Here is an 11,899-nt window from a genome sequence, read left to right as displayed (position 1 = left end):
TTATATATTAAGTTATATAAAGATAGAATTCTTGCTCGTTATATATTACAAAAATAACAAGGAGAAATATGCCAGTTTCATCTACTTTAACTTTTGAGCTTTTAAATAAACCTTTTTTACTTGAAAAAAGAATTGAACTTTTAAAAGCTATTAAACAAACAGGATCTATAAATAAAGCAGCAAAAGTAGTTCCTATGAGCTATAAAGGAGCATGGGAAGCTATTGAAGCTATGAATAATTTAGCCAACAGTGCTATTGTTTTAAGAGAAACAGGAGGAGCTGGTGGTGGTGGAACAACCCTTACGGAGTATGGAGAGAAGATTTTACAAACTTACTCTTTACTAAAAGAGGAGCATAAAAAATTTATTGAAAATTTAAATCGAATTACAGATTTAAATAGTGGAACACTTAAAACAATAAGGAGATTATCAATGCAAATTAGTGCTAGAAATCAAATAGTTGGTGTTGTACAAGATATAGTTTTAGGAGAAGTTAATGCTCAAATTAGTTTAAAACTAAAAAGTGGAAATATTTTAACTTCAACTATAACAAATAGTGCTGTACAAAATCTTGGTTTAGAGCTTTTTGATGAGGTTGTTGCTGTTATAAAATCTAGTAATGTTTTAATATCAAATCAAAGTGAATTTAAAATTAGTGCTAGAAATATATTAAAAGGAGAGATAGAGCAAATCAATCTATCTAAGGTAAACTCAGAAGTTATAATAAATATTGGAAATGAAGATAAAGTTGTTGCAGTTATAACTACTGAATCTATAAACAATATGAAATTAGAAGTTGGAAGTAAAGTTGATGCTATTATAAAAGAGTCTGATATTATGATTGGAAGATAAGGAAGATATTATGAAAAAAATTATTTTAACACTTGCGATTTTATATTCAACTGCTTTTGCAGGAACAATAAATGTAGCAGTTGCAGCAAATGTAAGTTATGCAATTAATGATTTAATAAAAGAGTTTAATAAAACAAATCCAGATACTAAAATTCAAGTAACTTTAGGAAGTAGTGGTAAATTTACAGCTCAAATTCAAAATGGTGCACCATTTGATATTTTTTTAAGTGCTGATATGAAATTTCCACAAGCTTTAGAAAAAGAGAATTTAACTATCACAAAACCTGTTATTTATGCTCAAGGAAGTTTAGCAATGTTAAGCTCTAAAGAGTTAGATTTAAAAAAAGGAATTAGCATAGTTGAGGATTCAAATATAAATAAAATAGCTATTGCAAATCCAAAAACAGCCCCTTATGGAAGAGCAACTATGGAAGCTTTTGAAAATGCAAATCTAAAAGAGAAGATTGAAAATAAACTTGTATATGCTGAATCTATCTCTCAAACTGTAACTTATGCTATAACAGCAACTGATATTGGATTTATAGCAAAATCATCTTTATATGATGAAAAGATGTCAAAATACAAAGAGAATATTCACTGGGTAAGTGTAGATCCTAAGCTTTATACTCCAATTGATCAAGGTATAGTAATATTAAAAAGAGCTCAAGGAGATAGTGAAGCAAAAGCTTTTTATGATTTTATTCTAAGTAAAAAAGCAAAAGATATTTTTGTAAAATTTGGATACTTAGTTAAATAAAAGAAGAGATTATGATTGCAAGAGTAAAAGAGATTAGAACAAAAGATAGTTTAAATATCGTAGAGTTTGATTTTAATAATATAACTTTAAAAATGATGAGTTTAGAGCTGAATAAAGATATAACTATTGGTAAAAAAGTTGAACTTATAGTAAAACCAACAAATATAATTATCTCTAAAAATTTTATAGAAGATATTAGTTTATCAAACCAAACTCTTGCAAAAATAGTAGATATAAATTGTGGTGAACTTCTATGTAGTATAACTTTAGAATTAAACAATACAATTTTTGAAAGTATAATCACAAAAGACTCTTTTATAAGATTAAATCTTAAAATAGATGATAAGGTATATATCTTAATAAAAGCTAGTGACCTATCAATTTTAAAGGTTTTAAATGATTGATTATCTATTAAATGTTGATTATGCTCCATTTTTGCTCTCATTTAAATTGGCATTTATAACAACTTTGATTTTGTTTGTGCTATGTTTGCCACTTAGCTGGTACTTATCGCAAAGTAAATCAAAAATAAAACCATTTTTAGAAGCACTTTGCACAATGCCGCTTGTTGTTCCTCCAACTGTTTTAGGATTTTATCTTCTTTGGGGATTATCACATAACTCAATTATTGGTCAATTTTTTCAAGAGCATTTTGGTATTAGTTTAGTATTTAATCTATATGGAATTATTATTGCAAGTTGTATTTATAGTCTTCCATTTATGGTTCAACCGCTTCAAAGTGGTTTTGAAAGCTTAAATAAAAATATGCTTGAGGCTAGTTATATTAGTGGTAAAAGCAAATTTAGAACTGTTTTATTTATTGCTCTACCAAATATAAAACCTTCACTTTTAACAGCTCTAATAATAACTTTTGCCCATACTGTTGGAGAGTTTGGAGTTGTTTTAATGATTGGTGGAAGCATTCCAAATGAGACAAGAGTAGCAGCAATTGCAATTTATGAGTTTGTTGAAATCATGGATTATAAAAATGCCCATATTTATAGTTTAATTATGATTATTCTTAGTTTCATAACTTTGCTTGCAGTTTACATTTTCAATGGAAAACAAAAGAAGATTGGAATTGTGAAATGATTAGTTTAAATATAAAAAAAGAGCTTCACGGTTCAAATGGAGTTATGAATTTAGATATAAATCTATCTTTACAAAATGGCGAATTTGTAGCATTAAGTGGAGATAGTGGAAGTGGAAAAACTACACTTTTAAGAGTTCTTGCTGGTCTTGAAGAAGCTTTTGGAGAGATTATTGTAGATGGTGAAATTTGGTTAAATGAAAAGATTAAAAAACCTATTCAAAAAAGAGATATAGGATTTGTTTTTCAAGATTATGCACTATTTGAAAATTTAAGTGTAATTGATAATTTGCTTTATGTAAAAAAAGATAAAGATTTAGCTAAACAACTTCTAAGCTTAACAGATTTGTATGAGCTTAAAAATAGATATCCAAGCTCTTTAAGTGGTGGTCAAAAACAGCGTGTTAGTCTTTGTCGTGCTTTAATGAAAAGACCAAAAATACTTCTTATGGATGAACCACTTTCAGCTCTTGATCCTCACATGAGATTAAAACTTCAAGATGAGATTTTAACACTTCATAAAGAGTTTGAAACTACAACTATTATGGTGAGCCATGATCCAAGTGAGATGTATAAATTAGCATCTAGAGTTTTAGTTTTAAAAGATGGAAAAATTATAGATGATGGCTTACCAAAAGATATTTTACTTAAAACTCAAGGAAGCCAAAAATTTAGTTTTGAGGGTGTTCTACTTGATATTATAAAAGTTGATGTTATAAATATCGCTATTGTAGCTATTGGTCAGCAAATTGTAGAAGTTGTAATTTCAAATATAGAAGCTCAAGATTTAATAATTGGAGAAAAAGTAAATGTAAGTACAAAAGCATTTTCTCCAACTATCAAAAAGATTTAAAGGATTAAAAATGTCACTTGTAAAAACAAATTTAGATAAATTGAACTTTTCAAAACTATATAAAATACAGATGAATAACTCTACTTTTAAAAGTAAAAGTAGTAGTGATTGGGATAAAAAGGCTTTGCATTTTAGTCAAAATGTTTTAAATAGTCCATATACAAAAGAGTTTACAAAAAGAGTTGATATAAGCGATTGTAAAACTTTGCTTGATGTGGGAAGTGGACCTGCTACTATTAGTTTAGCTCTTGCAAAAAAATTAAAAACTGTTTATGCTCTTGATTATTCAAAAGAGATGTTAAATTATGCACAACAAAATGCAAAAAACAAAGAAATTGATAATTTAGTAAGCATTCATAAATCTTGGTATGACTCTTGGGAAGATGTTCCAAATGCTGATATTGTAGTTGCAAGTAGGTCTATGGAAGTAAAAGATATAAAAAAAGCTTTAAAAAAATTAGATGAAAAAGCAAATAAAAGAGTCTATATAACAACAAAAGTGGGAGGAAGTTTTATAGATAAAGAGATTTTAGCTCAAATAAAAAGAGATATTATTCCACGACCTGATTATATCTATTTAGTAAATACTCTTCATAGTATGGGAATTTATGCAAAGGTTGATTTTATTGAGACAAAATCTTCAAAATTTGATACTGCAGATGAAGATGAATTTATTCAAAGCTTAAAATGGAGTTTAGGAGAAATATCTAAAAAAGAGGAGAGAATATTAAGAGAGTATTTTAATACTACTTATAAAAATAAAAAAGATAAAGAGAGTTTAACTTGGGCATTTATCTCTTGGCAGAAGAGTTATAAAATTTAAACTATTAAAGCTATAAAAAGATATCTTGAGAACTTAGAAATTACTACTAAAACAAGAAATTTCCTAAAATCATATCTCAAAACTCCTGCTATAAAAGTGATTGGATCACCAATTATTGGTAACCATGCAAAAAGTAAAGAGAAAGCTCCAAATCTATCAAAATATCTTTTCGAACTATCTATATATTTTTGTTTAACCAATTTTTTATCTACTAAATACTCTTCGCCTTTTAAACCTAAATAGTAGTTCAAAATTGAGCCTAAAACATTTCCAAAAGTTGCAATTAATAAAAGAGCATAGATATTAAAACCCTCTTTAATATTGTAAATAAGCAAAGCTTCACTTCCAAGTGGAAGCAAAGTTGCAGATGCAAAAGCTGAAATAAAAAGTATTAAATATGTCATTTTTCTCTTTTATTATATATTAAAGTTACATTAGATAAAATCTCAATCTTTAAAAGTAGCATTGAGAACACAAAAGTGTTTTGAATGCTCCTTTTTAGACCCTTTCAAGCACTTCTAAAGACAACGCCCCAGGATGGGAACATAGCAAGGCACCTTTTTTAGTGTTGTGTTTGGGTATCTGGAAAGGAGTACTTTGTACTTCTTAAATTAAATCTTTAAAATCATCTTTATAAATCAAAATTTTCTTTGTAGATTTGTTGTAAATAAATCTTTTATCACCATTTTTTATAGAATTTATTATTATATCTTTTATCTGTTCATCACTTTTTGATGATTTTTTTAATATTACAAAAAACTCTTTTAATGTTATAAATTCACTATGATTTTGTTCTTGTTCATTTTGATTATACTCAATTTGATTTTTATAAACTGTTCTCATCTCATTAAAAGCACTTTGAAGAAGTTTTATCTCACTATTAAAAACATCAATTGCCATTTTATGACTATTTTCTAATCTTTTTATCTCTTTTTGATGCATTTTTTTTAGATATTTTAGTGATTTTTTAAGTATTAAAATCTGTTCATCTTTTAATTTTAAAAGTAGATTATCGTCCAATTTTTCAGAATATTTTTGATCAATCTCATCAATATAAACTAGAATTTTTCCATCTTTTTTTGTATGTTCAAGTTGATTTTTTTTAATTCGATAGTGAACACCTTGAATAGAGATACCTAAAATCTTTGAAGCTTCTGCAGTGCTAACTAATCTCTTCAAGGTGTTTTTCTCTTATAGTTTTGAGCTATCTATTTCAATAACTGTGTGCACATTTCCTCTTGGTTTAAAATCTGCAACTACTTTAAGCCATTTTGGTTCTAGTTTTGAAAAAAGTGTATCAAAAATCTCATTTGCAGAGTTTTCATGAGAGATATATCTATTCATAAATGAGTTTATATAAATTTTAAGTGCTTTAAGCTCAATAACTCTTTTATTTGGTGTATATTGAATCTTAATAGTTGCAAAATCAGGGTAACCACTTCTTGGACATTTTGCCATAAATTCTGGTAACTCAATATCAATTATATAGTTTTTATCATGTTGATTTGGCCAAAAGTTTTCAGGATTATTTATATCAAACTCTAAAATCTCTTTTTCACCATATTTTATTTCCATTAGTAACCTTTTTTTTAAAATTTTTGAAAATATTCTATCCAAATATCTCTTATAAAGCTAATTTCTAAAAATAAGGATAGAATTTAAATATATTTTAAAAGGCTAAATATGAGTTCAAAAATATTTGATACAGTTATTGTTGGAGCTGGTGTTTCAGGAATTAGTTGTGCTGTTGAATTAAAGATAAAAAACATAGATAATATTGCTGTTGTTGAAAAAAGTGATAACTTTTTTAATACTATTAGAACTTTTTACAAAGATGGAAAAAGAGTTGATAAAAATTGGAGAAACCAAATAATTGAGCTTTTGGGGAGTATAGATTTTGATGGTGGTTTAAAAGAGGAGATTTTGGATTATTTTGAAAATCTATTAAAAAAACATAATATAAATCCTTTATATAACAGTGAAGTAGAGAAGATTATTAAAAACTCAGATGATATTTTTGAAGTTCATTTAAAATCAAATATTTTAAAAGCAAAAAATGTTGTAGTTGCTATTGGAAAGATGGGAAAACCAAATAAACCAGATTATAAAATACCTATTGAAATTCAAAAAAATGTAAATTTTAATCTTGATAGCTGTTCAAAAAATGAGAAAATATTAGTTGTTGGTGGTGGAAATAGTGCTGCTGAGTATGCATATTCTCTAGCTTTGGATGATAATATTGTAACTTTAGCATACAGAAAAGAGAGTTTTACAAGATTAAATAAAATAAATGAAAATATGTTAAAAGAGTTTGAAGCTAATAAAAAATTAACTATAAAATTAAATTGTGATATAAACTCTTTAGAAGATGATAATGGACTTGTAAAAGTAAACTTCTCGAATGCTAAGAGTGAAAATTTCAATAGAGTAATTTATGCAATAGGTGGAACAGCTCCTACTGATTTTCTAAAAATTTGTGGTGTAAAGTTTAGTGATAATTTAAAACCAGTTTTTGATGAAAATTTTGAGTGTTGTTGTAAAAACTTATATTTAGCTGGGGATATAACTTCAATAAATGAAGGATCAATTTGTAGTAGTTTAAATCATGGATTTTTAATTGCACAAAATATAGCTAAAGGTTTAAACCTTTAGCTTAAACATCAAGATGTTCTACATCTTTTGCGTGAGATTCTATATAGTTTCTTCTAGGTTCAACTTCATCACCCATAAATAGAGTAAATGTATCACTAGCAGCTTCAGCATCCTCTATTTTAACTCTTAAAAGTCTTCTATTTTCAGGTGTCATAGTTGTCTCCCAAAGTTGTTCAGGATTCATCTCTCCAAGACCTTTATATCTTTGAATATATGCACCTTTTTTGGCAAGATTTTCTATATCTTCAAGTAGATTTACTAAATCTTTACCTTCAAATAGTGTTAAATCTCTCTCTTTTAATTTATTAAAAATAAAAGTAGCTTGACTAAAATATGGCGATGCAAAAAGTTCATCATCAATAATTAACTCTTCAAGTCCCTCTTTTGTTTGAACAAAAAGTTGAATTTTTTCATCTGTAACAGTTTTTGATAAGATATTATGACCTTTTGCTTCAATAAACTCTTTAACTTTTTCATATAAAGAGCTAAAATCTAAATTTACTAAATCGCTATTTTCAATTAGATGTTTTAATACCTCTAAAAGTGAGTATCTTTTTCCTAACTGCTCAAGCATAGATCTATATCTTGATACTTGTTTAAATAGATCTAAAAGATCATTATATCCCATTCCTTCGAATTCAAAACTCTCTAATCCATTTTCAATTAAATAAGAAGATAGTGCATTATTATCTTTTAAATAAATCTCATTTTTACCTTTTTTATATCTATAAAGGGGCGGTTGAGCAATATATAAATAACCTTTTTCTACAACTGGTCTTAAAAATCTAAAGAAAAATGTTAAAAGAAGTGTTTGAATATGGCTACCATCAACATCGGCATCTGTCATAATTATAATTTTGTGATATCTAATTTTTTCATCATCAAAATCATCACCAATTCCACAACCAAGTGCAGTTATAATATTTCTAATCTCATCAGATTTTAAAATTTTATCAAGTCTAGATTTTTCAACATTTAAAATTTTTCCTTTTAAAGGTAAAATTGCTTGATAAACTCTATCTCTTCCTTGTTTAGCACTTCCTCCAGCACTATCACCCTCAACTAAATACAACTCTTTAATTGTTGGATCTTTACTTTGACAATCTGCAAGTTTTCCAGGAAGTGTTCCTACACTCATAGAGTCTTTTTTTCTAGTTAAATCTCTAGCTTTTTTAGCAGCTTCTCTTCCACGTGCAGCCATTAAAGATTTTTCCATAATAGCTTTTGCATGAGTAGGATTCTCTTCAAAATATTTATCTAAACTATCACTTGTAAGTTTTTGTGCAATAGGTCTTACATAAGAGCTTCCTAATTTTCCTTTAGTTTGACCTTCAAATTGAGGTTCAGGAACTTTAACTGAAACAACAGCAATTAAACCCTCTCTTACATCATCACCTGTAATTTTTACATCTTTTTCTCTAGCCGCTGCATTTTCACTTAAATATTTAGAGATACTTCTTGTAAGTCCTGCTTTAAAACCAGCTTCATGAGTTCCACCATCTATTGTTCTAATATTATTTACAAAAGATAGAGTTTTTTCAATATAAGTATCGTTATACATTAAAGCAATATCAACTTCAACTCCATCAACTCTATCATTGAAATGAACAACTTCAGAAACAGCTGTATCTTTATTTAAATCTTCAACAAACTGTTTTATACCACCTTCAAAATGGTAAACCTCTTTTTTATTAATTTTTTCATCTTCTAAAGTAATTGTAATAAATGGATTTAAATATGCAACCTCTCTAAATCTTTTAGCTAAAATTGCAAACTCATATTGAGTAACTTCAAATATAGTATCATCTACCAAAAACTCTATTGTTGTTCCAGTTTTTCTTGGACTATCTCCAATTACATCTAATGCAGCTTTTGGAATACCTTCACTAAACTCTTGAAAGTGAATTTTTCCCTCTCTATAAACTGTCATTTTTAAATGTTTTGATAAAGCATTTACAACTGAAACCCCAACTCCGTGAAGTCCACCTGAAACTTTATATGTATCTTTATCAAATTTTCCACCAGCATGAAGAACTGTTAAAGCGATTGTTGCAGCACTAACACCTTCTGTTGGGTGAATTGCAGTTGGAATTCCTCTTCCATCATCTTCTATTCTTGCATAACCATCTTTTGTTAAAGTAACTTTTATATTTTTACAATGTCCAGCCATTGCCTCATCAATTGAGTTATCAACTACTTCATAAATTAAATGATGAAGACCATTTATATTTGTATCACCAATATACATCCCTGGTCTTTTTCTAACAGCTTCAAGACCTTTTAAAACTTTAATATTACTAGCACCGTACTCTTGTTGTGACATTTTTATAAATCCTTACTTTTATTTTTCTAATACAATTGGCATTACAATTGTTATAAACTTACCATCTTCTAAATAAAATGGTAGATTTGATTCATTAAATCCTATTTTTATCTTTTCACTATTTGACATACTAAAAAAATCTAAAAGATATTTAGCATTCACTGCAACATAAAAATCTTTTTCAACATTTAAATCAAGATCAATTTGAGTATTTGCTACACTATCTTCATCAAGTGATTCAAATAAAATAGCATTTTGAGTAAAAGATATTTTTACATTTGAAGATAATGAAGTTACAAGTTTTATTGATTCTACCACACTATTTTTAGGAATATAAAGATTATATTTTAAATTATTTGGAATAATTCTTTCATAATCTGGATATTTTCCATTTATAAGTTTTGTAAAGAAGATACTATTTTCATTTGAAATTACTAAATTTGTATTATCATAAGATATTTTTGCATCATCTAAAAATAGTTTTTGAATTTCAAATATAGCTTTTTTTGGAATTATTAATTGAGCTTCACTATTTGATATATTTTCTAAATGAGTTAAAGCTAATCTTCTAGTATCAGTTGCACAGAAGTTTATTTTTTGACTTTTAATATCAATTAATGCACCATTTAACTCAAATTTTGGATTATTTGTATCTATTGCTGGAGAAATTTTTTTAATAGAGTTAATAAAATTTAACATAGATATTGATAACTCTTTTAGATTTTCATATCTGTTTATTGTTGGAAATTCATTTGCATCATAAGTAGGAAGTTTAAAAACTGATTTATTTTGTTTAATTACAAGATTATTAGAAGTAGTCTCTAAAGTTATATCTTCATTTTTTAATCTTTTAATAAAACTTAATAAATTAACTCCATTTACAGTTGTTTTTCCATCTTCAAAGTTTGATATATTTTCTACAAAAGTTTCAAATCCAATTTCATAATCTGTTGCTTTTGCAATTAATCTATTATTTGAAATTTCAAGATAGATATGTGAAGTAATTGCACTTGAATCTTTTTTCTCTAAAAAAGGTTGCATTGAGCTAACAACATTTTCTAAAACTTGTTTGTTTATTACCAACTTCATTTGTTCTCCTATTTTTCTATTTTTTTAGTATTAGTAGTAGTCTATGTGAAAAGATGAAAATATAGTTCAAAGAGCCAATAAATAACACTTTGAGATAGTGAATAAAACTAAAAACATATTCACATCTTTTCACACATTAAGCTACTTCTTCTACTCCTTATTTATTAATTTATTCTTTAAATTTTGAATTACAAGTTTAAAATTTTCATCACTTTGCATAAGCTCTTGAGTCTTTTTCATATTATGAGAAATTGAGCTATGATCTTTCATATCTAAGAACTTTGCAATATCTGGCATTGAGTTGTGAGTTAACTCTCGTGCTAGATAAATTACAACTCTTCTTGCATTTGCAACAGTTGCTGTTCTTTTTTTAGATTTAATATCACTTGGTTTAATATTTAACTCACTTGCAACTACATTTATAATATCTGGAAGTTTAATATTCTCTTTATTCTCTCTAATTTGATCTTTTAATAGATTTTGAACCATAGCAAGATTTATCTCTAAATTAAGTAGCGAAGCATTTGCATTTATTCTAATTAAAACACCCTCTATCTCTCTAATTGAGCTATCAAGAGTTGTTGCTATAAATGAGATTATATCTCTGCTTAAATTTATTCCATTTAACTCTGATTTTTTTTCAATAATTGCAATTTTAGTCTCTAATTTTGGAATTTGAATATCTGTTGTAAGTCCCCATTCAAATCTTGATTTAAGTCTTTCAGCAAGTCCAGCAATTTGAGAAGGGAGTTTATCACTTGTCATAACTATCTGTTTTTTTGCATTATGAAGTTCATTAAATGTATGAAAGAACTCCTCTTGAGTAAGCTCTTTTTCACTTAAAAATTGAACATCATCTATCAAAAGTAAATCACAATTTCTATATTTTGCACGAAAGTGCTCCATATTTTTATTTTTTAGTGAAAATGTAAAGTCATTCATAAATTGTTCAATTGTTACATAAATTACAGTTTTATCATCTTCTAAAGCTTTATTTCCAATAGCTTGAAGAATATGAGTTTTTCCAAGTCCAGTTCCACCATATATAAAAAGTGGGTTATATTGAATTCCTGGTTTATTTGAAACAGCAAGTGCAGCATTATATGCCATTTGATTTGAAGGCCCTACAACAAAAGAGTCAAAAGTATAAGATGGATTTAAAATTGTACTTTCAGGAGTTTGATTTTTAATTTCTAGTTCATTTTGTTTTTTTAGTTTTTTTTCACCAGTAACTCTAATATCAATATCTGGTTTGAAATTGCTATATTTTTCAAAAAACTCTTTTAATATATTTTCATATTTATTTTTTATCCAAGATGCAATATATCTATTAGCTACTTCAAAAATAGCGATATTTTCATCTTTTGATAGTTTTTTTAAGTTAAGTTGTCTAAAATATCTCTCAAAGTCAATAGATTCTGTCTCTCTTTGGATATTTAAAATAAACTCTTTTTGTGTCAT

13 protein-coding genes are annotated in these 11,899 nt (G+C 26.9%); 7 read left to right on the top strand and 6 right to left on the bottom strand.

All coding sequences use genetic code 11. From position 1 onward, the window contains the following. Positions 1 to 68 precede the first annotated feature (68 nt). Genes ASKIR_RS00065 through ASKIR_RS00040 form a run of 6 tightly spaced genes read left to right on the top strand, consistent with a single transcriptional unit; the run spans position 69 to position 4,374 of the window. Positions 69 to 851 (top strand): TOBE domain-containing protein, encoded by a 783-nt coding sequence (locus tag ASKIR_RS00065; RefSeq protein ID WP_066352155.1) that lies wholly within the window; start codon positions 69 to 71, stop codon positions 849 to 851. Between the two features lie 10 nt (positions 852 to 861). Beyond that, positions 862 to 1,608, top strand: a complete 747-nt coding sequence (gene modA, locus ASKIR_RS00060; protein WP_066352157.1) for a molybdate ABC transporter substrate-binding protein — start codon at positions 862 to 864, stop codon at positions 1,606 to 1,608. A gap of 11 nt (positions 1,609 to 1,619) precedes the next feature. Beyond that, a complete protein-coding gene (locus ASKIR_RS00055) occupies positions 1,620 to 2,012 on the top strand; it encodes a TOBE domain-containing protein (RefSeq protein WP_066160614.1) in 393 nt (130 codons plus the stop codon). After that, the gene (modB, locus tag ASKIR_RS00050; RefSeq protein ID WP_066352159.1) at positions 2,005 to 2,700 is read left to right on the top strand and encodes a molybdate ABC transporter permease subunit; all 696 of its coding nucleotides are present in this window, start codon (positions 2,005 to 2,007) and stop codon (positions 2,698 to 2,700) included. Before ASKIR_RS00055 ends, modB begins: the two co-directional genes overlap by 8 nt. Continuing rightward, positions 2,697 to 3,551 (top strand): ABC transporter ATP-binding protein, encoded by an 855-nt coding sequence (locus ASKIR_RS00045; RefSeq protein WP_066352161.1) that lies wholly within the window; start codon positions 2,697 to 2,699, stop codon positions 3,549 to 3,551. The genes modB and ASKIR_RS00045 overlap by 4 nt, the downstream gene beginning before the upstream one ends. A gap of 10 nt (positions 3,552 to 3,561) precedes the next feature. Continuing rightward, positions 3,562 to 4,374, top strand: a complete 813-nt coding sequence (locus tag ASKIR_RS00040; protein WP_066352164.1) for a class I SAM-dependent methyltransferase — start codon at positions 3,562 to 3,564, stop codon at positions 4,372 to 4,374. On the opposite strand, the gene ASKIR_RS00035 is transcribed toward ASKIR_RS00040, so the two are convergent. From ASKIR_RS00035 to queF, 3 genes are all read right to left on the bottom strand, one after another. Continuing rightward, positions 4,371 to 4,778: a YqaA family protein gene (locus tag ASKIR_RS00035; protein WP_066160602.1), complete on the bottom strand. Its 408-nt coding sequence runs from the start codon at positions 4,776 to 4,778 to the stop codon at positions 4,371 to 4,373. The genes ASKIR_RS00040 and ASKIR_RS00035 overlap by 4 nt on opposite strands. A gap of 202 nt (positions 4,779 to 4,980) precedes the next feature. Next, positions 4,981 to 5,553, bottom strand: a complete 573-nt coding sequence (locus ASKIR_RS00030; protein WP_066352165.1) for a helix-turn-helix domain-containing protein — start codon at positions 5,551 to 5,553, stop codon at positions 4,981 to 4,983. Between the two features lie 12 nt (positions 5,554 to 5,565). Then, positions 5,566 to 5,943 (bottom strand): preQ(1) synthase, encoded by a 378-nt coding sequence (queF, locus tag ASKIR_RS00025; RefSeq protein WP_066352312.1) that lies wholly within the window; start codon positions 5,941 to 5,943, stop codon positions 5,566 to 5,568. A gap of 114 nt (positions 5,944 to 6,057) precedes the next feature. Here queF and ASKIR_RS00020 point away from each other — a divergent pair, with 114 nt between their 5' ends. Next, the gene (locus tag ASKIR_RS00020; RefSeq protein WP_066352166.1) at positions 6,058 to 7,026 is read left to right on the top strand and encodes an NAD(P)-binding domain-containing protein; all 969 of its coding nucleotides are present in this window, start codon (positions 6,058 to 6,060) and stop codon (positions 7,024 to 7,026) included. Position 7,027: 1 nt separating this feature from the next. Here ASKIR_RS00020 and gyrB read toward each other — a convergent pair whose 3' ends face one another. From gyrB to dnaA, 3 genes are all read right to left on the bottom strand, one after another. Further along, the gene (gene gyrB, locus ASKIR_RS00015) at positions 7,028 to 9,349 is read right to left on the bottom strand and encodes a DNA topoisomerase (ATP-hydrolyzing) subunit B (protein ID WP_066352167.1); all 2,322 of its coding nucleotides are present in this window, start codon (positions 9,347 to 9,349) and stop codon (positions 7,028 to 7,030) included. An 18-nt stretch (positions 9,350 to 9,367) separates the two neighbouring features. Further along, positions 9,368 to 10,438, bottom strand: a complete 1,071-nt coding sequence (gene dnaN / locus ASKIR_RS00010) for a DNA polymerase III subunit beta (RefSeq protein ID WP_066160592.1) — start codon at positions 10,436 to 10,438, stop codon at positions 9,368 to 9,370. A 150-nt stretch (positions 10,439 to 10,588) separates the two neighbouring features. Next, positions 10,589 to 11,899, bottom strand: coding sequence for a chromosomal replication initiator protein DnaA (dnaA, locus tag ASKIR_RS00005; RefSeq protein WP_066352169.1), 1,311 nt, complete (start codon positions 11,897 to 11,899; stop codon positions 10,589 to 10,591).

This window comes from Aliarcobacter skirrowii CCUG 10374 (assembly GCF_003544835.1).
Lineage (GTDB): Bacteria > Campylobacterota > Campylobacteria > Campylobacterales > Arcobacteraceae > Aliarcobacter > Aliarcobacter skirrowii.
This window is presented reverse-complemented; position numbering and strand designations above follow the sequence as displayed.

Bases quoted from the DNA above. Each gene is read 5' to 3' on its own strand.
- ASKIR_RS00045 (WP_066352161.1), top strand. From the start codon at position 2,697: ATGATTAGTTTAAATATAAAAAAAGAGCTTCACGGTTCAAATGGAGTT.
- ASKIR_RS00020 (WP_066352166.1), top strand. From the start codon at position 6,058: ATGAGTTCAAAAATATTTGATACAGTTATTGTTGGAGCTGGTGTTTCA.
- modB (WP_066352159.1), top strand. From the start codon at position 2,005: ATGATTGATTATCTATTAAATGTTGATTATGCTCCATTTTTGCTCTCA.
- ASKIR_RS00065 (WP_066352155.1), top strand. From the start codon at position 69: ATGCCAGTTTCATCTACTTTAACTTTTGAGCTTTTAAATAAACCTTTT.
- ASKIR_RS00040 (WP_066352164.1), top strand. From the start codon at position 3,562: ATGTCACTTGTAAAAACAAATTTAGATAAATTGAACTTTTCAAAACTA.
- ASKIR_RS00055 (WP_066160614.1), top strand. From the start codon at position 1,620: ATGATTGCAAGAGTAAAAGAGATTAGAACAAAAGATAGTTTAAATATC.
- dnaN (WP_066160592.1), bottom strand. From the start codon at position 10,438: ATGAAGTTGGTAATAAACAAACAAGTTTTAGAAAATGTTGTTAGCTCA.
- dnaA (WP_066352169.1), bottom strand. From the start codon at position 11,899: ATGACACAAAAAGAGTTTATTTTAAATATCCAAAGAGAGACAGAATCT.
- modA (WP_066352157.1), top strand. From the start codon at position 862: ATGAAAAAAATTATTTTAACACTTGCGATTTTATATTCAACTGCTTTT.
- ASKIR_RS00035 (WP_066160602.1), bottom strand. From the start codon at position 4,778: ATGACATATTTAATACTTTTTATTTCAGCTTTTGCATCTGCAACTTTG.
- gyrB (WP_066352167.1), bottom strand. From the start codon at position 9,349: ATGTCACAACAAGAGTACGGTGCTAGTAATATTAAAGTTTTAAAAGGT.